20 protein-coding genes are annotated in these 24,961 nt (G+C 71.3%); 9 read left to right on the top strand and 11 right to left on the bottom strand.

Annotated features, from left to right (window positions below):
- The first annotated feature begins 85 nt into the window (after window positions 1-85).
- Both BP05_RS11890 and BP05_RS11885 read left to right on the top strand, forming a co-directional pair.
- The gene (locus BP05_RS11890; RefSeq protein WP_496363684.1) at window positions 86-1,414 is read left to right on the top strand and encodes a PQQ-dependent sugar dehydrogenase; all 1,329 of its coding nucleotides are present in this window, start codon (window positions 86-88) and stop codon (window positions 1,412-1,414) included.
- A gap of 251 nt (window positions 1,415-1,665) precedes the next feature.
- The gene (locus BP05_RS11885) at window positions 1,666-2,199 is read left to right on the top strand and encodes an outer membrane beta-barrel protein (protein WP_496363682.1); all 534 of its coding nucleotides are present in this window, start codon (window positions 1,666-1,668) and stop codon (window positions 2,197-2,199) included.
- A 54-nt stretch (window positions 2,200-2,253) separates the two neighbouring features.
- Here BP05_RS11885 and BP05_RS11880 read toward each other — a convergent pair whose 3' ends face one another.
- On the bottom strand, window positions 2,254-3,195 hold the full coding sequence (locus BP05_RS11880) for a rhodanese-like domain-containing protein (protein WP_496363680.1): 942 nt from the start codon (window positions 3,193-3,195) through the stop codon (window positions 2,254-2,256).
- A gap of 248 nt (window positions 3,196-3,443) precedes the next feature.
- On the opposite strand from BP05_RS11880, the gene BP05_RS11875 reads away from it, so the two are divergent.
- The gene (locus BP05_RS11875) at window positions 3,444-4,022 is read left to right on the top strand and encodes an outer membrane beta-barrel protein (protein ID WP_496363678.1); all 579 of its coding nucleotides are present in this window, start codon (window positions 3,444-3,446) and stop codon (window positions 4,020-4,022) included.
- 386 nt (window positions 4,023-4,408) lie between these two features.
- On the opposite strand, the gene BP05_RS11870 is transcribed toward BP05_RS11875, so the two are convergent.
- The 4 genes from BP05_RS11870 to BP05_RS11855 all read right to left on the bottom strand — a co-directional run bounded on the left by BP05_RS11870 (window position 4,409) and on the right by BP05_RS11855 (window position 8,543).
- Entirely contained in the window at window positions 4,409-5,446 is a 1,038-nt protein-coding gene (locus BP05_RS11870) for an NAD(P)H-dependent glycerol-3-phosphate dehydrogenase (protein ID WP_496363676.1), read from the bottom strand.
- Between the two features lie 31 nt (window positions 5,447-5,477).
- Window positions 5,478-5,990: a protein-export chaperone SecB gene (gene secB, locus BP05_RS11865; protein WP_496363674.1), complete on the bottom strand. Its 513-nt coding sequence runs from the start codon at window positions 5,988-5,990 to the stop codon at window positions 5,478-5,480.
- A gap of 176 nt (window positions 5,991-6,166) precedes the next feature.
- Entirely contained in the window at window positions 6,167-6,604 is a 438-nt protein-coding gene (locus BP05_RS11860) for a rhodanese-like domain-containing protein (RefSeq protein ID WP_496363672.1), read from the bottom strand.
- Between the two features lie 79 nt (window positions 6,605-6,683).
- Window positions 6,684-8,543 carry a 3-hydroxybutyrate oligomer hydrolase family protein gene (locus tag BP05_RS11855; protein WP_496363670.1) on the bottom strand — a complete coding sequence of 620 codons (1,860 nt, stop codon included), beginning with the start codon at window positions 8,541-8,543 and terminating at the stop codon, window positions 6,684-6,686.
- A 110-nt stretch (window positions 8,544-8,653) separates the two neighbouring features.
- Between BP05_RS11855 and BP05_RS11850 the strand changes: the two genes are divergently transcribed.
- Window positions 8,654-9,418: a 3-hydroxybutyrate dehydrogenase gene (locus BP05_RS11850; protein ID WP_496363668.1), complete on the top strand. Its 765-nt coding sequence runs from the start codon at window positions 8,654-8,656 to the stop codon at window positions 9,416-9,418.
- Window positions 9,419-9,442: 24 nt separating this feature from the next.
- On the top strand, window positions 9,443-10,108 hold the full coding sequence (locus BP05_RS11845; RefSeq protein WP_496363666.1) for a response regulator transcription factor: 666 nt from the start codon (window positions 9,443-9,445) through the stop codon (window positions 10,106-10,108).
- A 13-nt stretch (window positions 10,109-10,121) separates the two neighbouring features.
- Here BP05_RS11845 and BP05_RS11840 read toward each other — a convergent pair whose 3' ends face one another.
- The 3 genes from BP05_RS11840 to BP05_RS11830 form a co-directional block, all read right to left on the bottom strand.
- Window positions 10,122-13,049 (bottom strand): putative bifunctional diguanylate cyclase/phosphodiesterase, encoded by a 2,928-nt coding sequence (locus BP05_RS11840; protein WP_496363664.1) that lies wholly within the window; start codon window positions 13,047-13,049, stop codon window positions 10,122-10,124.
- 209 nt (window positions 13,050-13,258) lie between these two features.
- Window positions 13,259-16,627, bottom strand: a complete 3,369-nt coding sequence (locus BP05_RS11835) for a hybrid sensor histidine kinase/response regulator (RefSeq protein ID WP_496363662.1) — start codon at window positions 16,625-16,627, stop codon at window positions 13,259-13,261.
- A 155-nt stretch (window positions 16,628-16,782) separates the two neighbouring features.
- On the bottom strand, window positions 16,783-19,056 hold the full coding sequence (locus BP05_RS11830; RefSeq protein ID WP_496363660.1) for a TonB-dependent receptor: 2,274 nt from the start codon (window positions 19,054-19,056) through the stop codon (window positions 16,783-16,785).
- Between the two features lie 178 nt (window positions 19,057-19,234).
- Between BP05_RS11830 and BP05_RS11825 the strand changes: the two genes are divergently transcribed.
- On the top strand, window positions 19,235-20,632 hold the full coding sequence (locus BP05_RS11825; RefSeq protein WP_496363658.1) for a GntP family permease: 1,398 nt from the start codon (window positions 19,235-19,237) through the stop codon (window positions 20,630-20,632).
- Here BP05_RS11825 and BP05_RS11820 read toward each other — a convergent pair.
- The 3 genes from BP05_RS11820 to BP05_RS11810 form a co-directional block, all read right to left on the bottom strand.
- A complete protein-coding gene (locus BP05_RS11820; protein WP_496363656.1) occupies window positions 20,617-20,778 on the bottom strand; it encodes a hypothetical protein in 162 nt (53 codons plus the stop codon). The two genes, BP05_RS11825 and BP05_RS11820, sit on opposite strands and share 16 nt — an antisense overlap.
- Before the next feature lie 31 nt (window positions 20,779-20,809).
- Window positions 20,810-21,253: a hypothetical protein gene (locus BP05_RS11815; protein WP_496363654.1), complete on the bottom strand. Its 444-nt coding sequence runs from the start codon at window positions 21,251-21,253 to the stop codon at window positions 20,810-20,812.
- Between the two features lie 140 nt (window positions 21,254-21,393).
- Entirely contained in the window at window positions 21,394-21,852 is a 459-nt protein-coding gene (locus tag BP05_RS11810) for a YiiD C-terminal domain-containing protein (RefSeq protein ID WP_496363652.1), read from the bottom strand.
- 32 nt (window positions 21,853-21,884) lie between these two features.
- Between BP05_RS11810 and BP05_RS11805 the strand changes: the two genes are divergently transcribed.
- From BP05_RS11805 to BP05_RS11795, 3 genes are read left to right on the top strand one after another with little or no spacing between them, the layout of a single operon-like run.
- Complete coding sequence (locus tag BP05_RS11805) at window positions 21,885-22,649, top strand: uroporphyrinogen-III synthase (protein WP_496363650.1); 765 nt, start codon at window positions 21,885-21,887, stop codon at window positions 22,647-22,649.
- A gap of 19 nt (window positions 22,650-22,668) precedes the next feature.
- Window positions 22,669-23,628, top strand: a complete 960-nt coding sequence (locus BP05_RS11800; RefSeq protein WP_496363648.1) for a uroporphyrinogen-III C-methyltransferase — start codon at window positions 22,669-22,671, stop codon at window positions 23,626-23,628.
- 57 nt (window positions 23,629-23,685) lie between these two features.
- Complete coding sequence (locus tag BP05_RS11795; RefSeq protein ID WP_496363646.1) at window positions 23,686-24,948, top strand: heme biosynthesis HemY N-terminal domain-containing protein; 1,263 nt, start codon at window positions 23,686-23,688, stop codon at window positions 24,946-24,948.
- Window positions 24,949-24,961: the final 13 nt, after the last annotated feature.

Here is a 24,961-nt window from a genome sequence, read left to right as displayed (position 1 = left end):
GGTCTCACACCGACTTCATAGCGCCGGGACCACGCTGCGTCCGCAGACGAGGCGCGCACTCGCCGCCTCGTGAAAGGAGGCCGCCATGCTTGGGATTCATCGGCTCGCGCGTTCGCTCGCGTTGTCCGTGTCCTTGCTCGGGATCGGTGCCTGCGGCGGTTCCGCCCGGCTCGCGGCGAAGGCCGACACCGGTCCGCACCCGGTATTGCCGGCGCCGGACAAGGCGCTCATCCCGACGGTGAAGGTGGCCCAGGCGATCGGCTGGCCCGCCGGCGTAACGCCGACCCCGGCCACGGGGCTGGCGGTGAATGCCTTCGCGAGCGGACTCGAGCACCCGCGCTGGCTGTACGTGCTGCCCAACGGCGACGTGCTCGTCGCCGAGACCAATCGTCCGCCCACGGAAGATCCGCCGTCGAATCCGATCCGCGGCGCCTTCATGAAACGGGCGTTCGCCAAGGCCGGCGCGGCGGTGCCGAGCCCGAACCGCATCACCCTGCTGCGCGACGGCGACGGCGATGGCGTGGCCGAGACGCGCAGCGTGTTCCTGCGAGGCCTGATGTCGCCGTTCGGAATGGCCCTGGTCGGCGACGACTTCTACGTCGCCAATGCCGATGCCGTGGTGCGGGTGCCGTACCAGCGCGGCGACATGCACATCGACGCGGCGCCGGTGAAGGTCGCGGACCTGCCGGGCGCGCCACGCAACCATCACTGGACCAAGAGCCTGCTCGCCAGCCGCGACGGCAGCAGGCTGTACGTCGGCGTGGGTTCCAACAGCAACGTCGCCGAGCACGGCATGGCGATAGAAGCCGGACGCGCTGCTATCCAGGAAATCGACCTGCGCAGCGGCAGCAGCCGCGTGTTCGCCAGCGGCCTGCGCAATCCGGTCGGCCTGGCCTGGCAACCGCAGACCGGCGTGTTGTGGACGGTGGTGAACGAACGCGACGAGCTCGGCAGCGACCTGGTGCCCGACTACCTCACCTCGGTGCGCGAGGGCGCGTTCTACGGCTGGCCGTACAGCTACTACGGCGCGCACGTCGACAGCCGCGTGCAGCCGCAGGATCCGGCGCTGGTCGCGCGCGCGATCGCGCCCGACTACGCGCTCGGCGCGCACGTGGCGTCGCTGGGCCTGGCGTTCTACGACGGCACGCTGCTGCCGGCGCGTTATGCCAACGGTGCGTTCATCGGCCTGCACGGCTCGTGGAATCGCCGGCCGCCCAGCGGCTACCGCGTGGTGTTCGTGCCGTTCGCCGACGGGCGACCGGCGGGGCCGATCGAGGACGTGCTGACCGGTTTCCTCGACGCGCAGGGCCGCGCGCGCGGGCGTCCGGTCGGCGTCGCCGTCGATGGGCGCGGCGCGCTGCTGGTGGCCGACGACGTCGGCAACACCGTCTGGCGCGTGGTGCCGGCGAAGTGAGTCGCACCAATTTGCGTCGCACCAACTTGAATCGCACCGACTTCAATCGCACCGTTTGATTCGCGGGGCGCGCGCGATCGTGCGCACGTTCGATCGTCCCAATACCGGGAAGCAGAATCCACGATTGGCGCGATTGTTCCGCGCGGGGCGGCCCATACAACGGTTCCGCTGCGATGGCAGCCCAGGCATCGGGCCGGGGCCCACGCGCCGGCGCGACGCGTGTCGTTGCCGGATCCAAGGAACCAAGAACCATGCGCAAGACCAAACTGCTTTCCACCCTGCTGCTGTCCGCCACCCTCGGCGCCGCCGCGTTCGGCGCCAGCGCGCAGGAGCACGGCTTCTACGCGGGCGCCGGCGTCGGCCAGGCGTTCGTCGACGAAGGCGCCTACGACGACGAGGACACCGCGTTCTCGGTGTTCGGCGGCTACCAGTTCAACAAGTACTTCGGCCTGGAAGCCGGTTATGCCGACTTCGGCAAGATCGAGCCGGACGGCGCCGGCCCGGCGCTGGAAGGCGACAGCGCCTACTTCACCGCGGTGGGCACGCTGCCGATCACCGAGCGCCTGTCCGCGTATGCCAAGGCCGGCCTGCATCGCTGGAACGTCGACACCTCGCTGCCCGGCCTGACCGGCAACGACGACGACAGCGGCACCGATCCGACCTACGGCGTGGGTGCGCAATACCGCTTCACCGACCGCGTCGCGTTGCGCGGCGAATACAGCCGCTTCGAAGTCGAGGACCTCGACGCCGACCTGGCGCAGCTGCAGGTCCGCTTCGATTTCTGATCGGCGGGAGGTCGCAAGGAAAAGCCGCCGGGCATACCGGCGGCTTTTTTTGTGTCAGGCCGCCGGCAGCTCGTCGCCGAAGTGCCGGCTGACCAACCGGCCCGATGCCCGCCACGCTTGGAAGCCGCCGGCCAGCGGGCGCACGCGACGGAAGCCGCGCTGCTGCAGTTCGCGCGCGAGCACCGCCGCCGACACTTCGTTGGGGCAATCGCAATAGACGACCACTTCGTCGCGCACCGGCAGCTCGTCATCGCCGGGGGCGAAGGCGAACACCGCGCCGGGGATCCAGCCGCTGGCCGCGCGCTGGTCGGGCGCACGCACGTCGACCACCAGTGGCGGCATCCCGCTCTCCATGAGTTGGTGCAGCTCGTCGACGGAGATGCGCGCCATCCTCAACTGCTGCAGGAAGTGGCGCCGGCGCAGCCATTTCCACGCCACGAACGCGGCCACCAGCGCGAGCAGCGCGGGGATCGCGTAATGCCCCAGCTGTTCGAGTTGGGCGAGCACGCGATCCACCGCGCGGTGGAACACCACGCCGAGTGCGACGGCGACGCCGGACCACAACAGCGCGCCGATGCCGTCGAACAGCAGGAAGCGCCGCGTGCTCGTGCCGGTCTCGCCGGCGAGTGTGGTCGCCACCGCGGCGAAGCCGGGCACGAACTTGGCCACCGCCAGCGAACCCACGCCCCAGCGCGCGTAGATGCCGCGCGTCGTGCGCACGCACGAGTCCGGCGATAGCGACAGCCGGCACATCAGCCGCACCAGCCGAGCGCCCAGGCGCCGGCCGCCGAGGAACCACACCCAGTCCGCCAGCACCGCCGCCAGCGTCGCCACCAGCAGCACCGGCCACCAGCTTTCGCCGGCATCCACGCTGATCGCGGTCGTCACGATGATCGGCGGATACGCGGGAAGCGGGATCCCGCCTTGGTCGAGCAGCACGCTGACGAAAACGACCAGCAGCCCGTACGTGGCGATGAGTTGCAGGAGCGTGTCCATGAAGCGGCAGGCGAGGCGGGAGCGGCGCCCATCTTAGGCAGCGGGCACGCGCGCGGCGTCGCCACCGGCAGCCCGCAGCGTTGCCGGGCGGACCACAACCAAGCTGGATGGTTCCTGTACTTAAAGGTTCGTTATTAAGGCGGGATTCGATCCCGGCTCGGATACTGGCCCACACCGGATCTGGCCCGTCCATGCGACAGATTCCCCAGTCAGCTCCGGCCCCAACAACACTGAAAGGCTGAGACCTTATGAAGAAGTCCTTGCTTGCCCTGACCCTGCTGGCCGCCCTCCCGTTCGCTGCTTCGGCGGCCGAGGGCCTGTCCTACAACTACGTCGAAGGCGGCTACGTCGCCACCAACGCCGACGGCGCCGATGCCGACGGCTGGGGCATCAATGGTTCCGGCGCCCTGACCGACAACTTCCATGTCTTCGGCGGCTACACCTTCCAGAAGACCGACGATGAAACCATCGGCGGCGTGCGCTTCGACGGCGTCGACGTCGACCAGTGGCGCGTCGGCCTCGGCTACAACCACCCGATCGCCACCAACACCGACCTGCTCGCCCGCGTCGCTTACGAGAACTACAAGGTCGAAGGCTTCGACCGCCTCGATGGCTACAGCGCCGAAGTCGGCGTGCGCAGCGCGCTGATGCCGAACCTGGAAGGTTACGCGCTGGCCGGCTACGAGGATGGCGACCAGTTCGACGGCGACTTCTACGGTCGCGTCGGCGCGCAGGTGAAGTTCAACCAGAACTGGGGCGTCACTGGCGACGTGAAGTTCGCCGATGGCGACACCCAGTACTTCGTCGGCCCGCGCCTCACGTTCTAAGGCACCGGCAACGGGCCGGTATTCCCCGACCGGCCCGTTCTCACCAGTGCTAGACGCGACACTTCTCTCTCTCCCCCGAAACTGTCGCGGATTGAAGCCCGGTCCTTCCGGGCTTCTTTTTGCCTGCGCGTCGCGATCCACCGACGCGCCGCCGGTCACCCCCGACCCGGCTCGCATGTGTCCGCCGCGGTGCGGCCTCGCCGTTGGCATGGACAGGGGGTGGAGCAATGGATCGCAGGGAATTCAGGACGTCGCGGATGCGCAACTGGCTCGCGTTGTTGCTGATGGCGGTCGCGGCGATGGCCGCGGGACATTCACGCGCGATGACCACGCCTTCCACGATCGCCGCGGTTCACGCCGCGGAGTGACGTCACAGGCGCGCCGGGTCAGCCGAACAGGCCGACCGGGTATTCGGGTTTCTGCTCGCGCGCGAGCAGCTGCCGCAGCGCGTCGGCCGGAGTCAGCTCTCCGTGCAGCACGCGCTGCACGCCGCTGGAGATCGGCAGTTCGATGCCGTGCTTGTCCGCCTGGCGCATCACTTCGTCGGCGGTCTGCACCGACTCGACCACCTGGCCGATCTCGCGCACCGCGTCGGCGATCGACTGGCCGCGACCCAGCGCGAGGCCGAGGCGGCGATTGCGCGAGAGGTCGCCGGTGCAGGTCAGCACCAGGTCGCCGAGGCCGGCCAGGCCCATCAGCGTTTCCGCCTTGCCGCCGATCGCCTGGTTGAGGCGCAGCATCTCGTTGAGGCCGCGCGTGATCAGGCCGGCGCGCGCATTGAGGCCGAGCTGCATGCCGTCGGCGACGCCGGTGGCCACCGCCAGCACGTTCTTCATCGCTCCGCCGAGTTCGGCGCCGAGCATGTCGTCGCCGGTGTAGGCGCGGAACGCCGGTCCGTGCAGCACGTCGGCGACCGCCTGCGCGAACGCGGCGGTGTCCGAATGCACGGTCAGCGCGGTGGGCAGGCCGATCGCGACTTCCTTGGCGAAGGAGGGTCCGGTCACCACCGCCAACGGCACGTCGTCGCCGCGCCCGCGGTTGCCCAGGATGTCCGCGGCGACTTCATGCAGGAAGCGGCCGCTGCCCGGCTCGAAACCCTTGGTCGCCCAGGCCACGCCCGCGTGCGCCGGCCGGTGCGGCGTGAGCGCGCGCAGGGTCTCGGCGAAGGCATGCGAGGGCACCACTACCAGCACCAGGTCGGCGGCGCCGACGCAGGTGGCGAGATCGGTGGTGGCGGTCAGGCTGTCCGGCAGCGCGATCCCCGGCAGGTAGCGCGGGTTCTCGTGGCGGGCGTTGATGGCCGCGATGCACGCGGCATCGCGGCCCCACAGCACGGTCTGGCAACCGTGCCGGGCGATCAGGGCCGCAAGCGCGGTGCCCCAGGAGCCGGCACCGACGACCGCGACGCTTGCAGGCGCTTGCACTGTCACGCGGAAGCCGGTGCGGCCGGGTCGATCAGGCGTTGCCGGCGGTTTCGGCGCCGGCGAGGTCCGCACCGTCGGCCGCCTGCTGGGCGGCGCGCTGGCGCAGGCCTTCGGCGTACAGCGCTTCGAAATTGATCGGCTGCAGGAAGAACGGCGGGAAGCCGCCGGCCTGGATCAGGTCGCTGATCAGCTGGCGGGCGTACGGATACAGCACGGTCGGGCAGTGCACGCCGAGCATGCCATCGAGGGTGGCGGCGTCGAAGCCGGCCAAGCCGAACACGCCGGCCTGCTTCACTTCGGCGACGTAGATGGCCTTGTCGCCGACGGCGCAGGTCAGGTTGATGCCGAGGACGACCTCGTAGGCGTTCTCGTTGAGGCGCTGCACGGCCTGCTGCAGGTTCATCTGCAGCTGCGGCTGGGTCTGCTCGTTGAACACGGCGGGCGCGCCCGGGACTTCGAACGACACGTCCTTGGCGTAGATCTTCTCGACCGAGAACACCGGTCCGGTGGCTTCGGTGGTGCCGTTGGCGATTTCTTCGGACATCGGTGCTACTCCAGCAGGAATTTCGGAAAAGACGGCGATTATGGCATGGCCGGTTGGGGCGGCCGGGCCGGCAAACTGGCGGCCCGCAAGGCAACGGCTAGCGGGTGACGCCCGCCGGATGTCGCGGCTCCGCTACCCGACGTGGGGCGGCCGCGGACGCTTCGCAAGGCCAGCGGTCAGTGCCGGCCCTTGACCAGCGGGAGGTCGGCCTGCTGCCAGGCGGCGATGCCGCCGTCGAGCCAATGGACGTGCTCGAAGCCGGCCTTCTTCAGCCGCTTGGCGGCGTCGGCCGAGGCCTGGCCGGTGCGGCATACGACCACCACCGGCAGGGACTTCGCGCCGGCGAGCAGCTTGTTCTCGGGATCGAACTGGCTGGGTTGCACCGACTTGCTCCCGGCGATATGGCCCTTCTCGAAATCGTTGCTCGCCGACAGGTCGACCACCAGCGCGTTGTCGCGATTGATCAGGGCGGTGAGTTCGGCCGGACGCAGGGCCCTGAAGCCGCGGAACAGGCGCGCGACCTCGGTGTAGACCAGCGCCACGGTGAGTGCCACCAAGCCGAGCGAGAGCAGCGAATGGCGTTCGGCGAAGGCGAGCAGTGCTTGGAAGTCCACGGATACGGCAGCCGGGTGTAAGGGGCGGCGATTGTCGCCCACGCCGTGCGGGGGCGCAAAAGCGCCCCGGCTCAGGGCGCTAGCGCGGGATCGCCAGCTGCGCGGCGGTGAGCGGTGCGGCGGCCGGCGCGGTTTCGATCACGGCATCGGCCGGCAGCGGCCGCGCGGGATCGTCCAGGTGCGCGGTGACCCGGTCCAGCGCCGCATACACGTACGGCAGCAGCGGGACGTAGCGCGCGCGGTAATCCGGCAACGCCAGGAACGCGTCGAAGTGCTGGGCATGCCGCACCTGCCAGTAGCGCACGGCGCTACCCGCGGCCTGCGCCTGGGCCACCCACGGCCGGCTGCTGAAGGCGACCGGGACCAGGCCGTCGTCGCTGCCATGGATCACCACCGTGGGCAGGTCCTTGCGCGGTACGCCGGCGCGCAGTTCCGCGACGCCCTGCCGCACGCGCGCGGCGTCCGCGCCGTCGCCGGTCCACAACCCGCGCAGGCAGTTCACGCCGGCATAGGTGAAATCGGGCGCGGCGAGCTTCGCATCGACGATGCCCACGCCCGCGCCCGGCGGGATGCCGCTACCGTCGGCCCACCACGCGGCGCGTTCGTTGTCCGTCGCCGCGCGCGCGCTGAAATCGGCGTTCTGCGCGGCGAAGCCGTAGCCGCAGGGGTGCGCGCCCGGCACGAAGCGGCCGTAGGCGGAGGCATAGGTCACGGCGACCGCGCGCCAGAGGTCGAAGTCGACCGACAGCGCGCCCGCGCGCAGCGCCTCCTCGCTCCAGCCGGAGGTGCGCAGGGCGTCGTAGGCGGCCCGCGCCTGCGCCTTCACCTCGCCATTGGGCAGCACGCCGGCCGCGGCCAGCGACGCGCAGCGCGCCGGCGCGAGCGCGCGGGCCTGCGCCGACAACGGCGACGCCGGCACGCCCTCCACCGCGAGCAATGCGCACGGCATCAGCAGCGCGGCTTCGGTGGTGTAGTCATAGAGCGGACGCGCGCCGGCGACGCTGACGTTGGGTTCGCCGGCGACGACCGCGTCGAGCCAGCCGTCGTGGTCGAGTTCGGCCGCGCGCAGCACCGCGCCGCCGCCGTTGGAGATGCCGACCGCGATCACCCGCGTGTTGGCGAAGGTGAAGCCACGGCGCGGATACGCCTCGTTGAGCGCGAGCAGGGCGAACTGGGCCGCCTGCTGCACGTGACGGCCCCAGTCGGCCTCGGGGTTGTCCTGCGAGTGCGCGTGCTTGACCGCGATCCCGCGCGCGCCGTTCGCGCTCGGCTTGAACGCCAGCGTCGCCCCGGCATCGGCGACGGTGCCATCAGGCGCCACCCCGCGGCCCGCGTCGAGGTCGAAGTAGTCGGTGCCCGCGCCCTTGTCGGTGTACGCAACCGCGCAGCCCTTCGGCAGCGCCCAGGCGCCGGCCACGGCAATCGCGCCGTAGACGCCGCGCGAGCCCGACGACGCGGCGACCACCACGCACGGGCGCTCGGCATCGAACGCATCGGGCAGCTGCAGCAACACGCGGTGCGGCTGCGTCGCGCCCGGCACGGTGGCGAGCGCGGCGAATTCGCGCCCCGGCACCGCCGCCGTGCTGCCGTACCACTCGCCGTAACCGCCGCCGGGGGCGAGGTCGGCAATGCCGCGCCAGTTGGCCCAGATCACGCGCCGGCGCAATTCTTCCGGGGTCGGATGCGCGGCGTCGGCGAACGCGGGCGGCGCGAGCGCGCGCAGGCCGGCGAGGCCCAGGCCCGCGGTGAGCAGGTCGTCGCTACCACGATGCTCGCTCACGCGCAGCGGGGAACTCAGGGTCGCGGTGGTCAGCATGGGGGCGGAGTCCCGATGGTCCGGTGCGGAAGCGCAGCCGGCCAGCAGCGCACCGATGGCCAGGCCGGAAACGAGGGCGCGCGTCGACGAACGCGCAGGCGACGCGGAGGGCAGTTTGTCCATGCCGCGACCCTAGCAAGCCGCACCCGCGCCGGCATCGTACTTTCGTACCAAGTGGCGGCAATGCGTGCCTGCTAGGCTGGAGTCCTCCCAAGCTGCGCGCACCAACACCCATGGCTTCCCGCTGCATCCTCATCACCGGTGCCGGCAGCGGCATCGGCGCCGGCATCGCCGCCGAACTGGCCAGCGCCGGCCACCACCTGGTCGTGACCGACGTCAATCGCGACGCCGCCGAATCCGTCGCGCAGTCGCTGCGCGATGCCGGGGGCTCGGCCGAAGCGCTCGCGCTCGACGTCACCTCCGACCACAGCATCGAAGCCGCGCTGGCGGCGGTGTCACGCCCGGTCGAGGTGCTCGTCAACAACGCCGGCCTGCAGCACGTGGCGCCGCTGGAGGAATTCCCGATGCAGAAGTGGGAGTTCCTGGTCGACGTGATGCTGGTCGGCGTCGCCCGCCTCACCCGCGCGTTGCTGCCGGGCATGCGCGCGCGCGGCTTCGGCCGCATCGTCAACATCGGCTCGATCCACTCGCTGGTCGCCTCGCCGTACAAGAGCGCCTACGTCGCCGCCAAGCACGGCCTGCTCGGCTTCTCCAAGGTGATCGCGCTGGAGACGGCCGACAACGACATCACCATCAACACCATCTGCCCGACCTACGTGAAGACCCCGCTGGTCGACAAGCAGATCGCCGACCAGGCGCGCACGCGCGGCATCCCCGAATCGCAGGTGGTGAGCGAGGTGATGCTCAAGCCGATGCCGAAGGGGGTGTTCATCAGCTTCGAGGAACTCGGCGGGATCACCGCGTTCCTGATGTCCGCGCACGCGCGCAACATCACGGGCCACACCATCGACGTGGACGGCGGCTGGACGGTGCAGTAACCGCCGCGCGCACGCCCACACGCCATGCCGTCCCTGCTCGTCGCCGACGACCACCCGCTGTTCCGCGCCGCGTTGCGCGGGGCCGCCGCGGAGGCGGTCGCCGACCTGCGCGTGCGCGAGGCCGATTCGCTCGACGGCGTGCTCGCCGCGCTGGAGGCCGAACCCGACATCGACCTGGTCCTGCTCGACCTGCACATGCCGGGCAACCACGGCCTGGCCGGGCTGGCGGCGATCCGCGCGCAGCACCCGGGCGTGGCGGTGGTGGTGGTGTCGGCGAACGACGACCCGCGGGTGATCCGCCGCGCGCTCGACCACGGCGCCGCCGGCTACCTGCCCAAGAGTTCCGGCCTGGACGAACTGCGCGAGGCGATCCGCAGCGTGCTCGCCTGCGAGCAGTGGCTGCCGAGCGCGCTGCGCGCGCCGGTCTCGCGTGCACGCTCGTCCGCGCACGACGCCGACCTCGCCGCGCGCCTGGCTAGTCTGTCGCCGCAGCAGTTCCGCGTGCTGGTGCTGGTCGCGCAGGGCCTGCTCAACAAGCAGATCGCCGACCGCCTCGACGTGCAGGAACGCACGGTGAAGGCGCACCTCACCGCGATCTTCGACCGCCTCGGCGTGCGCAACCGCACCCAGGCGGGCGTGGTCCTGCGCGAACTGGAACTGAGCGACCCGGCGCGCCAGCTCGAAGGCTGACGCGCACCCGGGGTTACGCGGGCAGGCGCGCCGCGCCGTCGCGCCGCGCCAGCCAATGCCGCGCCGGCTCCGGCCGCGCGAACAGGAAGCCCTGGCCGTACACGCAGCCCATCCCCTGCAGCACGTCGCGCTGGTACTGCGTCTCGATGCCCTCGGCGACGATCTCCGCGCCGAGCGCGTTGCCCAAGGCGAGGATCGCCTCGATCACCGCGGAACTGCGCGGGGCGACGCCCGCCGCGAACGGGGTGATGAAGCTGCGGTCGATCTTGATCATCTTCAGCGGGAAGTGATGGACGTGGCCGAGCGAGGAGTAGCCCGTGCCGAAATCGTCCAGCGCGGATTCGATGTTGGCGTCGCGCAGGCGCTGCAGCATCGCCGCGACCGCCTCGGGATCGCCCAGCAGCGTGCCTTCGGTGACTTCCAGGCGCAGGCGCCGGCCGTCGAAGCCGACCTCGTGGATCAGCGCCAGCAGCTTGCGGTCGAAGTCGTTGTGCTGGAACAGCCGCGGCGAGACGTTGAGGGTGATGAAGCTGCCGTCGCGCACCAGCTCGCGGCCGGCCTCGAGGGCGAGCCGGAACAGGCACCAGTCGATGTCCTCGATCAGGCCGCTGTCCTCGGCCACCTTGAGGAACTGCGCGGGCGCGAGCACCCCGCGCAGCGGGTGGTGCCAGCGCAGCAGCGCCTCGTAGCCGACGATGCGCTCGTCGTCCAGGCGCACCAGCGGCTGGAAGTACGGTTCGAACTCGCGGCATGCGAGCGCGCGCCGCAGCGCCTGTTCCATGTCGAGCACGACCATGGCGGTCTCGTGCATGGCGTCGTCGAACAGGACGAAGCGGTTGCGGCCCATGCTCTTGGCGCGGTACAGCGCCGAGTCCGCGTCGTGCAGGATGCGGTCGGCCGATTCGCAGCCGGCGTCGGCCAGGGCGATGCCGATGCTCGCCGACACGCGCAGTTCGCGGCCGGCTACCTGCATCGGCGCCTGCAGCGCCTCCAGCACACGCTGGGCGACCTTGCACGCCATCTCCGGCTGCAGCACGTGCTCGAGCAGCAGCACGAACTCGTCGCCGGCCAGGCGCGCGACCGTGTCGGGTTCGCGCACGCAGTAGGCGAGGCGGCGCGCGACTTCGCGCAGCATCTCGTCGCCGGCGGCGTGGCCGAGGCTGTCGTTGACGACCTTGAAGCGGTCGACGTCGATGTAGAGCACGCCGAAGCCGTCGCCGGTGCGGCGCACGCGTGCGATCGCGCGATCGATGCGGTCGCGCAGGTACACGCGGTTCGGCAGCCGGGTCAGCGCGTCGTGCATCACCTGGTGCTGCAGCTGCGCCTCGATCTGCTCGCGCACCGTGATCTGTTCGCGCAGCTCGAGCGTGCGCGCCTCGACCCGCTGCTCGAGCTCGGCGTTGGCCTGCTGCAGCAGTTCGGCCGCATGCCGGCGCTGCAGGCTGTTGGCGATCTGGTAGGACACGAAGGTGAGCAGTTCGGCGTCGCGCTCGTCGTAGGCGCTGGCGCCCTCGTAGCTCTGCACCGCCACCACGCCGATCACCCCTTCCACGCCGAGCAGCGGCGCGCCCAGCCACACCAGGGTCGGGCCATCCAGCATGGCGGGATCGATCTCGCCGGCGTCGGCCAGCGCCTGCGCGCGTTCGCGGTCGACCAGCTGCGGGCGGCCGGTGCGCAGCACGTATTCGGTCAGCCCGCGGCCGGAACTGCGCGGCGACCACTCGCGTTCGTACTGGTCGGCGGCATACGGGAACGACACGCTGGCGCCGTCGGCCGAGCGCAGCGCGATGTAGAAATTGCGCGCATCGATCAGCTCGCCGACGATCGCGTGCACGTGGCGGTAGAACGAGGCGCTGCTCTCGTCGAAGCTGGCCAGGGCCGCGATGCGGTACAGCGCGGCCTGCAGGCGTTCGCCGCGTTCGCGCTCGCCGACCTCGCGACGCAGCTCGTGGTTGGCGGTCTCCAGCTGCTGGGTGCGTTCGACCACGCGCTGCTCGAGTTCGGCGCGGCCGCGCTTGCGCTCCAGCGCGGTGAGGATGTGCTCGGCGACGAACGCCAGCAGCGACATCTCCGCGGTGGTGTAGTGGCGCTTTCCGGTGTAGCTCTGCACCACGACCACGCCCTGCACCGCACCTTCGCGCATCATCGGCACGCCCAGCCAGTCGCTGCTGTCGGCGCCATGCAGGCGCATCTGCCCGGACACCTGCAGGCGCAGCTCGTTGGTGCTGCCCATCAGCGGGCGCTTGTCGCGCACGAGGTACCAGGTCAGGCCGCGCTCGATGCGTGCGAGCGGGATCTCGTTGGCTTCCACCAGCGGCTGCGGATCCTCGACGTCCTCGAAGTACAGGAAGCGCAGGCTGTCGCGCTCGCGGTCGTACAGCGCGATGTAGAAATTGTCGGCGTACATCAGGTCGGCGACGATCCGATGCAGGCCGCGCAGCATGTCCGGCATGTCCAGGTCGGAACCGGCCATGTCGGCGATGGCGTACAGCGAGCGCTGGAGCTTTTCGGCTTCCTCCAGCCGCACCACGCTTTCCTGCATGCGCTGGATGCGCAGCAGTTCGCCCATGCGGATGCGGGCGGTCTCGGCCACGTCCGGGCAATCCGGCGGGCAGTGCAGGACGGCCACGCTGCAATCGCCGTCGTCGTGGAGCATGCGCATCGAGCCGAAGCTGCCGCCGGCGCGGGTCTCGTGCAGGAAATCGGTGGCGCGGGCGGCGAGCACGCCGGTGTCGCGGCGCTCCGGATGGCTGGCGATGTTGTACGGCCAGCGCGTCGACCACTGCACGCAGACGTCGCGCTGGTGCGCCCAGGGCAGTTCGTCGCAGATGATCGCGGCCAGTTCGGCGGGCGTGCCGGCACCCAGCAGCCGGGCGGTCAGGTCCGCTTGGTGCTGGCTGTCGTCGCTGCTGCGGATGTTGCCGACCCGTCCCGCGGGCATCGTGTAGTCCCCTGTGGTTGCCGGGCCGGCGACCATGCCGTTCCGGCACGCTTTACCGCAGCGATCTCCACGCTGGCGCGGCCCCGGCGCAAAGGGTAGGAACGCCGGGAAAACGGTTTCGTGACAGGTGTCACCCTCCCACAGCGGCGTGATGCCCAGCTTCTGAACCGTTTACGGATGTATATGCGGCGAGCGCCGCGGCGCCCCATTCAGTGCACGCGTCGCGCGGCCAGCAAGCGATCGAGCACCGACTTCAGCGCCAGCGGCTTGAGCGGCTTGAGCAGCAGCGGCAGCCCGGCGTCCTGCACCGCGCGGCGCACGCCTTCGCCCGGATCGGCGGTGAGGATCACCGCGGGGCGCGCGCCGAAGTCGCGGGCGAGGCGGCCGTGCAGGGCCACCCCGGTGTCGTCGTCGAGGTGGAAATCGAACAGCCACGCATCGGCGGGATCGGTCGCGATCGCGGCCTGCGCGCCGGGGCCGTGGCCGGCCACGCTCACCCGGCAGCCCCAGCCTTCCAGCACCTGGCGCAACGCGTTGCCGGCGAGCGGCTCGTTGTCGACCACCAGCACGTGCAGCCCGGGCAATTGCGGATGTCCGACCGGCGGCGGCAGCGGTTCGCGCGCCTGCGCCGGTGCACCCGCGACGGTGACGCCGAAGACGGTGCCGCGCCCGCGTTCGCTGCGCAGCGTGAGCGGCGCGTGCAGCAGGCCGGCGATGCGGTCCGCGATCGCCAGGCCCAGGCCGAGGCCCTGCCCCGGCGCATCGCCGCCGCGACGGAACTCCTCGAAAATCATGCGCTGGTGTTCGCGCGCGATCCCCGGTCCGGTGTCGTGCACCTCGATGCGCACGCCGCCGCCGACGCGGCGCACGCCGAGCAATACGCTGCCGCGGGTGGTGTAGCGCACCGCATTGGCGAGGAAGTTCTGCAGCACGCGGCGCAGCAGCTGCGGATCGGTGTCGACCCAGCGCGCGCTGGGCACGTAGCGGAAGCCCAGGCCGCGCTCCGCCGCGAGCGCGCGGAACTCGGACACCAGCGGCTCGAGCACTTCCGCCAGCGGCATCGCGCGCGGCTCCGGCACCAGTCCGCCGGCCTCCAGCCGCGACATGTCGAGCAAGCCGGTGAGCAGGCCCGTGGTGGAGTCCAGCGCGCCGCGCACCTGCGCGAGCGTGTCATGGGCGAGCGTGTCGGGGGCGCGCGCGTCGTGGGCACGCGCGTCGAGCTGCTGCGCCAGCGCGTCGGTGAACAGGTGCGCGGCGTGCAGCGGCTGCAGCAGGTCGTGGCCGATCGCGGCGAGGAAGCGGCTCTTGGCGTCGTTGGCGGTTTCGGCTTCGCGCTTGGCCTGCTCGAGCAGGGTGGTGCGCTCGCCCACGCGCTGCTCCAGGGTCTCGTTGGCCTGCAGCAGCTCGGTTTCGGCGCGACGGAACGCGGTGACGTCGGTGAAGGTGGCGACGAAGCCGCCACCGGGCATGGGATTGCCGCGGATCTCGACGATGCTGCCATCGGGGAACACGCGTTCGGACAGGTGCGCCGAGCCCGCGCGCATGAACGCCAGGCGCCGCGCCAGCGCCTGCGCCGGCGAACCCTTGTGCGGCATGCGCTGCAGCGTCCACGCCGACAGTTCCGCGATCGGCGTGCCCACGCGCAGCAGCGACGCGGGGAAGCCGAACAGTTCGGCGTAGCGCCGGTTCCAGGCGACCAGGCGCAGTTGCGAGTCGACCACGCTGATGCCCTGGCTCATGTTGTGCAGCGCGGCCTCGAGCACGCGCTGGTTGAAGCGCAGGTCCTGCGCCGCGGTGTCGACGATCGCGGCGACGGTGTCGAGGTCGTGGCCGTTGCCGCCCTCGCGGCGCGCGGCGTCGAGCAGCACGCGCGCCGACGCCGAGCCCAGCACCGCGGCGAGTTCGTGCTCCATCGCCGCTTCGACTTCGTGCGGCACCGGGCCGGCCGCGGGCGCCGCCGCCAGCAGTTCGGCGACCCGCTCGCGCGGCAGGAAACGGCGGCCCGCGCTGCGCAGCGTCGCCGCGCCGAGGCCACGCGATTCGCGCCGCGCCGGCGCGCTGCGCCAGACCGCGACCAGCGCCGTGGTCGCGGTGCCGACGAACAGGCTCGCCCCGACCGCGCGGCCGAGCCGGCTCCAGCCGGTCAAGCCGAACAGCGCATCGGGCGCCAGCCACTGCACGCCGAACGGGCCGCTGCCGATCCATTCCGGCGCCACCCCATGCGAACTGGCCAGCACCGGCAACAGCAGGCACCAGGCCCAAGTCGCGAAGCCGGCCGCGATCCCCGCGATCGCCGCGCGCGGCGGCGTGTGCGGGCGCCACACCGCGAACGCGAGCGCCGGCGCCAGCGTCGCCAGCGCCGAGAAACTCACCGCGCCGACGTCGGCCAGCGCCGCGCTGCCGGCGACGGCGCGTCCGTACATCCACGCCAGCAGCATGATCGCGACGATGCCGACGCGGCGCTGCAGCCGCACCGCGCCGCGCAGGTCGCCGCTGCCGTCGGGCGTCCACGTGCGGCGCAGCAGCCCGGGCGCGAGCCAGTGGTTGCCGATCATCAGGCTCAGCGTGAGCGTGCTGACCACGACCATGCCGGTGGCCGCGCTGAGGCCGCCGAGGAACGCGAACAGCCCGAGCCCGGCATGGCCCTGCGACAACGGCAGGGCGAGCACGTACATGTCGGACGACACCCCGCTGCCGCCCAGCAGCGCCTGCCCGGCGCGCGCCAGCGGTAGCACCGGCAGTGCGATCAGCACCAGGTACAGCGGGAACAGCCAGCGCGCGGTGCGCACGTCCTGCTCGTCGCGGCATTCCACCACCGCGATGTGGAACTGGTGCGGCAGAATGAACATCGCGAACGCGCCCAGCAGCACCAGCGGCACGAAGCCGCCGTCGGCCGCCACCACCGGCGGCGGTGGCGCGGCCGGCAACTCGCCCAGCCCCCACCACACGAACGCGCCCAGCGCGAGCATCGCCGCCAGCTTCAGCAGCGACTCGAACGCCATCGCCAGCACCAGCCCGCGGTTGTGCTCGGCCGCGCTGACCCGGCGCGTGCCGAACAGCATCGCGAACAGCGCCATCGCCAGGGCCACGTACAACGCGACGTCCTGCCATGGCGGCACCGCCGCGCCGTTGCCGCCGCGGCCACTGAGCACGGCGAAGCTCATCGCCATCGCCTTGAGCTGCAGCGCGATGTATGGCACCAGGCCGAGCGCGGCGACCAGCGTCACCGTCGCCGCCAGCCAGGTGTCCTTCCCCAGGCGGGTCGCGATCAGGTCGGCGATCGAGGTGGCGTTGGTCTCGCGCGCCAGCCGCACCAGCCGCAGCATCACCGCGGCGGCGAGCAGGTAGAGCAGGATCGCGCCGAGGAAGGTCGGCGGCAGCGGCCAGCCGTAGCGCGCCGCCTGGGTCACGGTGCCGTAGAACGTCCACGAGGTGCAGTGGACCGCGAGCGACAGCGCGTAGACGTGCTGCCAGCGCGCGGCGAAGGCCTGCGGATGGCGTTCGCCGTAGATGCCGGCCGCGAACAGCAGGCCCAGCCACAGCAGCGCGGCGCAGACGATCAGGCCGGGATGGAGCATGGCGGGGCGCGGGTCGGGTCGGCGGGCAGTGGGGTCACGTCACGAGCATAGCGGTCCGCCGCGGCCGCGGCGCCGGGTGGACCGAAGCGGCAAAGAAAAGCGCGGCGTGGATTCGCATCCAGCGCCGCGCAGCCCACCGCAGAGAGGTCGATCGGTCAGAAGTCGAAACGCGCGGTCAGCGAGTACTGGCGCGGCGCGCCGTAGAACCCGGTGTACACGCCCAGCGCCTGGTTGAGGTTGTAGCCGGTGGTGCGGTACTCCTCGTCGGCGAGGTTGCTGCCGTTGAGCGAGAACGACCAGGCATCGTTCATGCGCCAGGTCACGCCGGCGTTGATCAGCCCGTAGCCGTCCTGGGTGATCGGCGGGCGCCCGAACGGGGCGATCGGCGGGGTGACGGTGCGGATGATCTCGGTGGTCGCGGTCACCTCGCTCTGGTAGCTGTAGCTGATGCGCGCGGACAGCTCGCCGCCGCTGGCCAGGCCGGTGCGCCATTCCAGGTTCAACGCGCCGGAGAACTCGGGGGCGTTGGTGAATTCCTGTTCGTCCGCGATGTCGATGGTGCTCGCGGTCAGCGGGTTGAAGAACTTGAACTCGTCGTACTTGGCGTCCAGCCAGGCCAGGTTGCCGCTGATGCGCCAGTGGTCGCCCGGCAGCCACTGGTATTCGAGCTCGACGCCGTTGACGGTGCCTTCGCCGGCGTTGGTGAAGTCGCCGAAGAAGCCGCCGGTCGGCAGCGCGGTGAATACCGACAGCTGGATGTCCTTGTACTTGTTGTGGAACGCGGCCAGGTTGAGGAACAGCGTGCTGTCGAGGAAGGCCATCTTGCTGCCGACCTCGAAGCTGTCCACCTGCTCGTCGTCGAACGGCTCGGCCGAACGCGGCACCGTCGTCGCCTGCGCGCGGATGTTGTAGCCGCCGGACTTGAAGCCGCGCGAGGCCAGCCCGTAGACCATGATGTCCGGGGTAACCTGGTAGTCGAGCGAGATCTTCGGCGAGAGGTTCTTGAAGTTGATGCTCTTGTCGAAGTTCGCCGCCGCCGGGTCGTCGGACGGGTTGGCCGGCGTGCAGTCGCGCTGGGTGGCGAAGGTGGCGCTGGTGTAGCAGCGGTTGAGCACCGTCGCGCGCTTGTCCTCGTCGGTGTAACGCGCGCCGACGTCGAGCTTGAGCTTCTCGGTCAGGTCGAAGGTCCAGTCGGCGTAGAAGGCGACGCTTTCGGTGCGGACGATGCCCTGGGTATCGCCGAAGGACAGGTTGAAGAAGTTGTTCAGCACCTGGCCGCCGGCGTCGCCGGTGAAGGCGTAGATGCCCATCACGCCGCGCGCGCGGCCGCCGGCATCGTAGTTCGCCTGCACTTCATGGCTGACCTGCTGGTCGCTGTAGAACGCCTTGACGTCGGCGATCTTGGCCTGGGTGGTGTCGAAGTCGATGTTGGTCTCGGTGTCCGACTCGCGCTTGGCGAGCACGTACTTGAACGACCAGTCGTCGCTGGCGCGCCAGTTCGCCGTCAGCGACGCCCCCTTCATGGTGGTGTCGTTGACGTTGGGCATGCCGTTGCGCACGTCGTAGCGCGAGTCCATCGGCAGCACGCCGGGGACGAAGCGGTTGGCCTCCAGCATCTGCGCGCCGCGCACGCCGGACTGGTCGTCCATCCAGTCGAACGCGAACTGCACGTCGAAGTTGTCGCCGGCGTACGCGCCGAGCTGGCCGCGCAGGGCGAGGATTTCCTTGTCGCTGACGTCCTGGTGGGTGACCGTGTTCTCGCCGAAGCCGTCGCGGTTGAGGCTGGCCACGGCGATGCGGCCGCGCAGGCCGCTGTCGGCGCCGCCGATCGGGCCGCCGACGGCGGCCTTCACGTCGAGCTGGTTGTAGTTGCCCACGGTGATCGAGGCGTTGCCGTCGAACTGCCGCGGCAGGCCGCGCGAGATGTACTTGATCGCGCCGCCGATGGTGTTCTTGCCGTACAGCGTGCCCTGCGGGCCGCGCAGCACCTCGACCCGGTCGACGTCGAACACGTCGAGCAGCGCGCCCTGCGGTCGGGCGATGTACACGTCGTCCATGTAGATGCCCACGCCCGGATCCACGCCCCACAGCGGATCGGACTGGCCGACGCCGCGGATGTAGGCGGTGACCGTGCTGCTGGAACCGCGCGCGGCGTAGATGGTCAGGTTGGGCACCTGCGCATCCAGGTCGGAAATGTCCTCGACGTTGAGCTTGTCCAGCGCGTCGGCGGTGAAGGCGGTGACGGCGACCGGCACTTCCTGCAGCGTCTCCTCGCGCTTGCGCGCGGTCACGGTGACGGCGCCCAGGTTGGTCGCCTTCGCCTGCGGCGTGGTGTCCGCGGGCGCGGCGTCCTGCGCCCATGCCACCGGTGCGGCCAATGCCGATACCAGCACCGAACCGATCGCCAGACTCAAAACCTTGCGCTTCATCGCGTCCCCTCCTGCGGGTCGTGCGTATGCATACGGCGGACCCCTGCCACCGTTTGCGCAAGGCTAGGGCCGGCCCCGCAGGGGCGGCATCGTACCTTCGGACAATGGGCCGTCCACGGCCGCGCCGGGACACTCGCGGCCAGTAGGCGCACCGGTCGCGGCGCGCATGGAGTCGTGGATGTCCTTTCTGATCGTGCTGGCCGCGCTGTGCTTCCTGATGTACGTGGCCTACCGCGGCCACAGCGTCATCCTGTTCGCGCCGGTCGCGGCGCTGGGCGCGGTGCTGCTGACCGATCCCACGCTGGTCGCGCCGATGTTCACCGGCCTGTTCATGGACAAGATGGTCGGCTTCCTCAAGCTGTACTTCCCGGTGTTCGTGCTCGGCGCGCTGTTCGGCAAGCTGATCGAACTGTCGGGTTTCTCGCGCTCGATCGTGAGTGCGACCATCCGGGTGTTCGGCGCCGGCCGCGCGATGCTCTCGATCGTGGCGGTGTGCGCGCTGCTGACCTACGGCGGGGTGTCGCTGTTCGTGGTGGTGTTCGCGGTGTATCCGTTCGCCGCAGAACTATTTCGCCAGGGCGACATCCCCAAGCGCCTGATCCCCGGCACGATCGCGCTGGGCGCGTTCACCTTCACCATGGACGCGCTGCCGGGCACGCCGCAGATCCAGAACATCATCCCGACCTCGTTCTTCGGCACCGATTCGTGGGCCGCGCCGCTGCTGGGCATCACCGGCTCGGTGTTCATCCTCGGCGCCGGCCTGTCGTACCTGGAATGGCGCCGCCGCGCCGCGCTGAAGCGCGGCGAGGGCTACGGCGATGCGGCCACGCTGGTGAACGAGCCGGCGGCGTTCGGCGGCGCCGCGCTCGCGCATCCGCTGGTCGCGATCCTGCCGCTGGTGCTGGTCGGCGTGAGCAACAAGCTGTTCACCGTGCTGATCCCGCGCGCGTATGGCGCCAGCCACGAGTTCGTGCCGGCGGTGATGGGCAAGGCCGCGCCGGTGGTGCAGGAAGTCTCCAAGGTCGCCGCGATCTGGGCGGTGGAAGGCGCGCTGCTGGTCGGCATCGCGACCGTGCTGGTGTTTGCGTGGAAGCCGGTGCGCGAGCGTTTCGCCGAAGGCAGCAAGCACGCAATCGGCGGCGCGCTGCTGGCCTCGATGAACACCGCCTCCGAGTACGGCTTCGGCGCGGTGATCGCCGCCCTGCCCGGCTTCCTCGTCGTCGCCAACGCGCTGGCCGCGATCCCCAACCCGCTGGTCAACGAGGCCGTGACCGTGACCGCGCTCGCCGGCATCACCGGCTCGGCCTCCGGCGGCATGAGCATCGCGCTGGCGGCGATGGCCGACAGCTTCATCGCCAACGCGCAGGCCGCGGGCATCCCGATGGAGGTGCTGCACCGGATCGCGGCGATGGCCTCGGGCGGCATGGACACGTTGCCGCACAACGGCGCGGTGATCACCCTGCTCGCGGTCACCGGACTCAGCCATCGCCAGTCCTACAAGGACATCTTCGCGATCACCGTGATCAAGACCCTGGCGGTGTTCGTCGCGATCGCGACGTACTACGCGCTGGCGTAGGGCGCTACGCGGCTTTCCGGGTGCAGGCGCTGCAATGCCGCGGGACGGATCGTCGCCGGCAGCGCGCGCCCAGCGAACGCGACGCCGCCGGTGTGCAGGTGCGCGAGCGGGGCGCCGTCGACGTCGTACAGCGCGAGGTCGGTCATGCGCAGCGGCGTACCTGGCCGCGTCGCGGCGTCATTGCCCGTCCCAGAAATCCGGCAGTGCGCTGGTGATCCACCACGCCTTGGCGTCGGCGTCCCAGCGCCAGGTCTCGCGGTAGCGCACGGTGCGCTCGGCCATGGTGTGGCGGTTGATCACACCGATCTCGATGTCGCGCACGGCGGTGCCGGCGTCGAGGTTGGAGTCCGCGCCCATGTCGCGATACCCCGAGATCTGCACCTGCTTGTAGCGCTCCAGCTGCAGCGGGGTGAGTTCCAGCTTCTCGCGCACCTTGGGATCGATCAGGTTCACCGCGCCTTCGAAGTCGCCCCAGCGGATCGCGGCCGACCAGGCGTACTGCGCCTGCTCCAGCTTGGTGCCTTGCGTGCCGCTGGAGGCGCACGCGGTGAGCAGGGCGAATGCGAATGCGCCCAGCAGGGCGAAGGCCGGCGTGCGAAGGGCTTTGTACAGACGCGTCATGCGGGCAGTCCCGTGATCGGATGCGGCATCCTAGCGCGGCGCGGGCGGCTTCGACTGCGTTGCCGCCCGGCAAATGCAAGAGCCCGGGGATGCGTTGCCCCGGCGCGCCGCGGCAGGTTCATCCACTTCTCGCCCAACGATCAGGCCCGCGCGATCGCCACGTACCGCGCGGTGAAATCGGTGGCCAGGCCGCCGTCGGGCAGGCGCGTGCGCGCGACCAGGCCGATGCGGGCGCGGCCGCGCGTGCGCAGGGTGTCGATGAAGTCCGCGGGATCGGCGTCGTGCGCGGGCTCGGCGATGACGTCGAGGTCGGCGAACAGCGGCGCGAGGTAGCGGATCTGGCTGTCGGCGACGTAGATGTCCGCGTGCAGGCCGGCGCGTTCGACCAGCAGCGCCACCACGCCCCACGAGGCCAGCGTCATCATCGAGGCGAGGCTGCCGCCGAACGCGCAGCCCTTGTCGTTGACATGCACCGCCAGCGGCGCATGCAGTTGCAGGCGGTGGCCGTCGTAGCCGGCGATGCTCAGCTGCATCAGCGCGACCGGCGGCATCGATTGGTAGTGGGCGTTGAGGCGCTCGAGGTCGGCGGCGTGGGGCATCGCTGCGGCAAGGTCCTTGTAAGCTGCGCGCCATGAACCGGCGCGGCACCCCGTCATGGTATGTGATCTCGCTGCGGCCCCGCGGCGAGCACGCCGCGATGCGGCGCGCGGCGGCGCGCCACGGTGCCGGATTGATCGCACTGTCGCCGTGGCGGCTGGTCGCGCACGACGACAGCCGCACGCGCACCGACCTCGACGCCGCACTGGCGGCGCCGCGCGTCGTGTTCACCAGCCCCGCCGCGGTGCGCGCCGCCCGCCGCCTGCAGCCGTTCGCGCCGGCGCGCGGCCAGCACTGGTGCGCGGTGGGCGCGGGCACGGCCGCGGCCCTGCGTCGCGCCGGCGTGCACGAGGTGCAGGCGCCCGCGCGCATGGACAGCGAAGGCCTGCTGGCGCTGCCGGCGCTGCAGGACATCGCCGGCCTAGACGTCGGCCTGGTCACCGCGCCCGGCGGCCGCGGCGAGATCGCACCGGCCCTGCAGGCGCGCGGCGCGCGCATCCGCCGTGCCGACGTGTACGGGCGCGACCCGGTGCCGCTGCAGCCACGCGGCCTGACGCAACTGCGCGAGGCGCGCGCGCCGCTGGTGCTGGCGCTGAGCAGCGGCGAAGCGCTGCAACGCGTGCTCGCCGCACTGCCGCCGGAACTCGCCGCGACCCTGCGCCGCGCGCGCGTGGTCGCCGCGAGCGAACGCCTGCGCACGCTGGCGCGCGCGCACGGCTTCGACGAGGTCGCCGTGGCCGCGGGCCCGCGCCCCGCCGACCTGGTGGCCGCGGCGGCATCCGGTAGCATGAGACCCTGATCACATTCCGGGTCGCGCCGTGTCCACTCCTCCCGACGACACACCTGCCCCGCGCCCCCCGCGCCGCTGGCCGTGGCTGGTGCTGCTGGCCCTGCTCGCGGTCGGCGCCTACGCCGGCTGGCGCCAGTGGCGGACGCACGAGCGCGACGACGTGGCCGTGCTGCAACAGCAGGTCGACGCGTTGTCCGCGCGCCTCAACGCGATGCGCACCGAGCAGCGCGCGCACGCCCGCCGCCTGCAGCAGGCCGATTCGCTCAACCGCGTCCTGCGCGACGAGCTCGACGGCATCACCCAGCGCGCGGGCCTGCTCGAAGCCAGCGTGGAGAAGCTCGCCGATCCCGATCGCCATGGCGCGCAGGCGCTGCGCCTGGACGAGGCCGAGATGCTGCTCACGCTCGGCAGCCAGCGCCTGCAGATCGCCGGCGACCTCGATGGCGCGCGGCGCGCCTACGCGCTCGCCGCCGGCGTGCTCGAGGGCATCGACGATCCGGCCTACCTGAGCCTGCGCCAGACCCTGCTACAGGAACGCAGCGCGCTGGATGCACTGGGCGTGGATCCGCGGGTGCGCGCTGTCGCGCAGCTCGAGGCGTTCGCGCAGAACGTGACCGCGCCGGTGCAGCGCGCGGTGGACGCCCGCGAAGCACTCAAGCCGTGGTGGCAGCGCGCGTTCGGCAACCTGATCCAGGTGCAGCCCACCGATCGCGCGGTTGCCGTGCAGGCGGCCGACCGCGCGGCCGCCCTGGCCGGGTTGCAGCTGGAAGTCTCGCTGGCGCGCGCCGCGGCCGAACGCCGAGATGCCGCCGGCTACCGCGATGCGCTGCGCCGCGCCGACAGCTGGCTACAGCGGCTGGCGCCGGACTCGGCCGCGCTCACCCGGCAGCGCGCCAAATTGCAGGCGCTGTCGGCCTTGCCCCTTTCACTCGCCGTTCCCACGCTCGGCAGCACGCTGCAGCAGCTGCGGCAGTTGCGCGCCCGCTAGCGCAGCGACGCCGTTCCTTCCCTCGACGTCGTTCCTTTCCCCGACGAGCGCACGGCCATGAACCTGTTCCGCAACCTGCTGTTCTGGATCGCCCTCGCCCTGCTCGGCGCGCTGCTGGCGCAGCTGTTCGTGCAGGATCCGGGCTACGTGCTGATCCGCTACGGCGGGCAGCAGGTGGAGATGAAGCTGGTCGGCGCGCTGCTGGCGCTGCTGGCGACGGTGGTCGTGCTGTGGCTGGCGTGGAAGGTGCTGAGCCTGCCCTTCGTCGCCTTCCGCCGCCATCGCAAGAAGCAGGCGCGCGCGCGCCTCACCGACGGCCTGCTGGCCGCGGAACAGGGCCACTGGTCGCGCGCGGAGAAATCGCTGGTGCAGGCCGCGCAGAGCGAGGACGTCGCCGCCATCGCGCAGCTCGCCGCCGCGCGCGCGGCGCAACGCCGCGGCGATCTCGCCCAGGCGCGGCAGTACGTCGAGCCGCTCGCCGCCACGCAGCCGGCCGCGCATGCAGTCGCCATGGCCAGGCTGGCGCGGGCCGAGGGCCGCGATGCCGACGCCCTGGCCTTGCTCGATGCGCCGGCCGCGCAGCCGCTGCCGCCCATCGGCGTGCTGCTGCGCGCGGAAACCCTGGCCGCCCTCGGTCGCGGCGGCGAGGCCTACGGGTTGCTGGGTGCGCTGCGCCAGCAGCAGGTGCTTTCCGCCGAACGCCTTGGCGCGCTGGAAGCGCAGTGGGCCGAAGCCGGCCTGCGCGAGGCGGCCGACGCCAACGTCCTCGCCGACCGCTGGGAGGCCCTGCCCAAGCCGCTGAAATGCGACGCGCGCACCGTCGCTGCCTACGCCGAGCGCGCCGCGGCGCTGCGCTGGGACGATGCGGCCGCGAACAGCATCGAGTCCGCGCTGGAGGCGCGGTGGGACGAGTCATTGGCCGCGTTGTACGGCCGCCTGCCGGTGCCGCAGGACCGCGCGCGCCTGGACGCGCGCCGCGCCCACGCCGAACGCTGGCTGCAGGCGCGCCCGATGAGTCCGGCGCTGCTGGTGACGCTGGCGCGCATCGCACTGGCGCAGGGCCAGTGGCCGCAGGCCGAGGGCTACCTGCATCGGGCCCTCGCCCAAGGCGCGGGGTCGGATGCGTGGGAGGAACTCGGCCACGGCTTCGCCGCGAGCGGCGACGAACCGCGCGCGCGCCAGAGTTACGTCAACGCGTTGCGCGCCACCCGTGGCGAGGCGGTGGAAGAACTGCCTGGCCGCGACCTGCGGCAGAAAATCTTCGACCAGGCCGCCGTCGAGGAACGCGACGAGCACGGCGTGCCACGGCTGCGCGAGTAACCCCGCCACGAAC

This window comes from Lysobacter oryzae DSM 21044 (genome assembly GCF_059568595.1).
This window is presented reverse-complemented; position numbering and strand designations above follow the sequence as displayed.

Bases quoted from the DNA above. Each gene is read 5' to 3' on its own strand.
- BP05_RS11890 (WP_496363684.1), top strand. From the start codon at position 86: ATGCTTGGGATTCATCGGCTCGCGCGTTCGCTCGCGTTGTCCGTGTCC.
- BP05_RS11885 (WP_496363682.1), top strand. From the start codon at position 1,666: ATGCGCAAGACCAAACTGCTTTCCACCCTGCTGCTGTCCGCCACCCTC.
- BP05_RS11880 (WP_496363680.1), bottom strand. From the start codon at position 3,195: ATGGACACGCTCCTGCAACTCATCGCCACGTACGGGCTGCTGGTCGTT.
- BP05_RS11875 (WP_496363678.1), top strand. From the start codon at position 3,444: ATGAAGAAGTCCTTGCTTGCCCTGACCCTGCTGGCCGCCCTCCCGTTC.
- secB (WP_496363674.1), bottom strand. From the start codon at position 5,990: ATGTCCGAAGAAATCGCCAACGGCACCACCGAAGCCACCGGACCGGTG.
- BP05_RS11855 (WP_496363670.1), bottom strand. From the start codon at position 8,543: ATGGACAAACTGCCCTCCGCGTCGCCTGCGCGTTCGTCGACGCGCGCC.
- BP05_RS11850 (WP_496363668.1), top strand. From the start codon at position 8,654: ATGGCTTCCCGCTGCATCCTCATCACCGGTGCCGGCAGCGGCATCGGC.
- BP05_RS11845 (WP_496363666.1), top strand. From the start codon at position 9,443: ATGCCGTCCCTGCTCGTCGCCGACGACCACCCGCTGTTCCGCGCCGCG.
- BP05_RS11840 (WP_496363664.1), bottom strand. From the start codon at position 13,049: ATGCCCGCGGGACGGGTCGGCAACATCCGCAGCAGCGACGACAGCCAG.
- BP05_RS11835 (WP_496363662.1), bottom strand. From the start codon at position 16,627: ATGCTCCATCCCGGCCTGATCGTCTGCGCCGCGCTGCTGTGGCTGGGC.
- BP05_RS11830 (WP_496363660.1), bottom strand. From the start codon at position 19,056: ATGAAGCGCAAGGTTTTGAGTCTGGCGATCGGTTCGGTGCTGGTATCG.
- BP05_RS11825 (WP_496363658.1), top strand. From the start codon at position 19,235: ATGTCCTTTCTGATCGTGCTGGCCGCGCTGTGCTTCCTGATGTACGTG.
- BP05_RS11820 (WP_496363656.1), bottom strand. From the start codon at position 20,778: ATGACCGACCTCGCGCTGTACGACGTCGACGGCGCCCCGCTCGCGCAC.
- BP05_RS11815 (WP_496363654.1), bottom strand. From the start codon at position 21,253: ATGACGCGTCTGTACAAAGCCCTTCGCACGCCGGCCTTCGCCCTGCTG.
- BP05_RS11810 (WP_496363652.1), bottom strand. From the start codon at position 21,852: ATGCCCCACGCCGCCGACCTCGAGCGCCTCAACGCCCACTACCAATCG.
- BP05_RS11805 (WP_496363650.1), top strand. From the start codon at position 21,885: ATGAACCGGCGCGGCACCCCGTCATGGTATGTGATCTCGCTGCGGCCC.
- BP05_RS11795 (WP_496363646.1), top strand. From the start codon at position 23,686: ATGAACCTGTTCCGCAACCTGCTGTTCTGGATCGCCCTCGCCCTGCTC.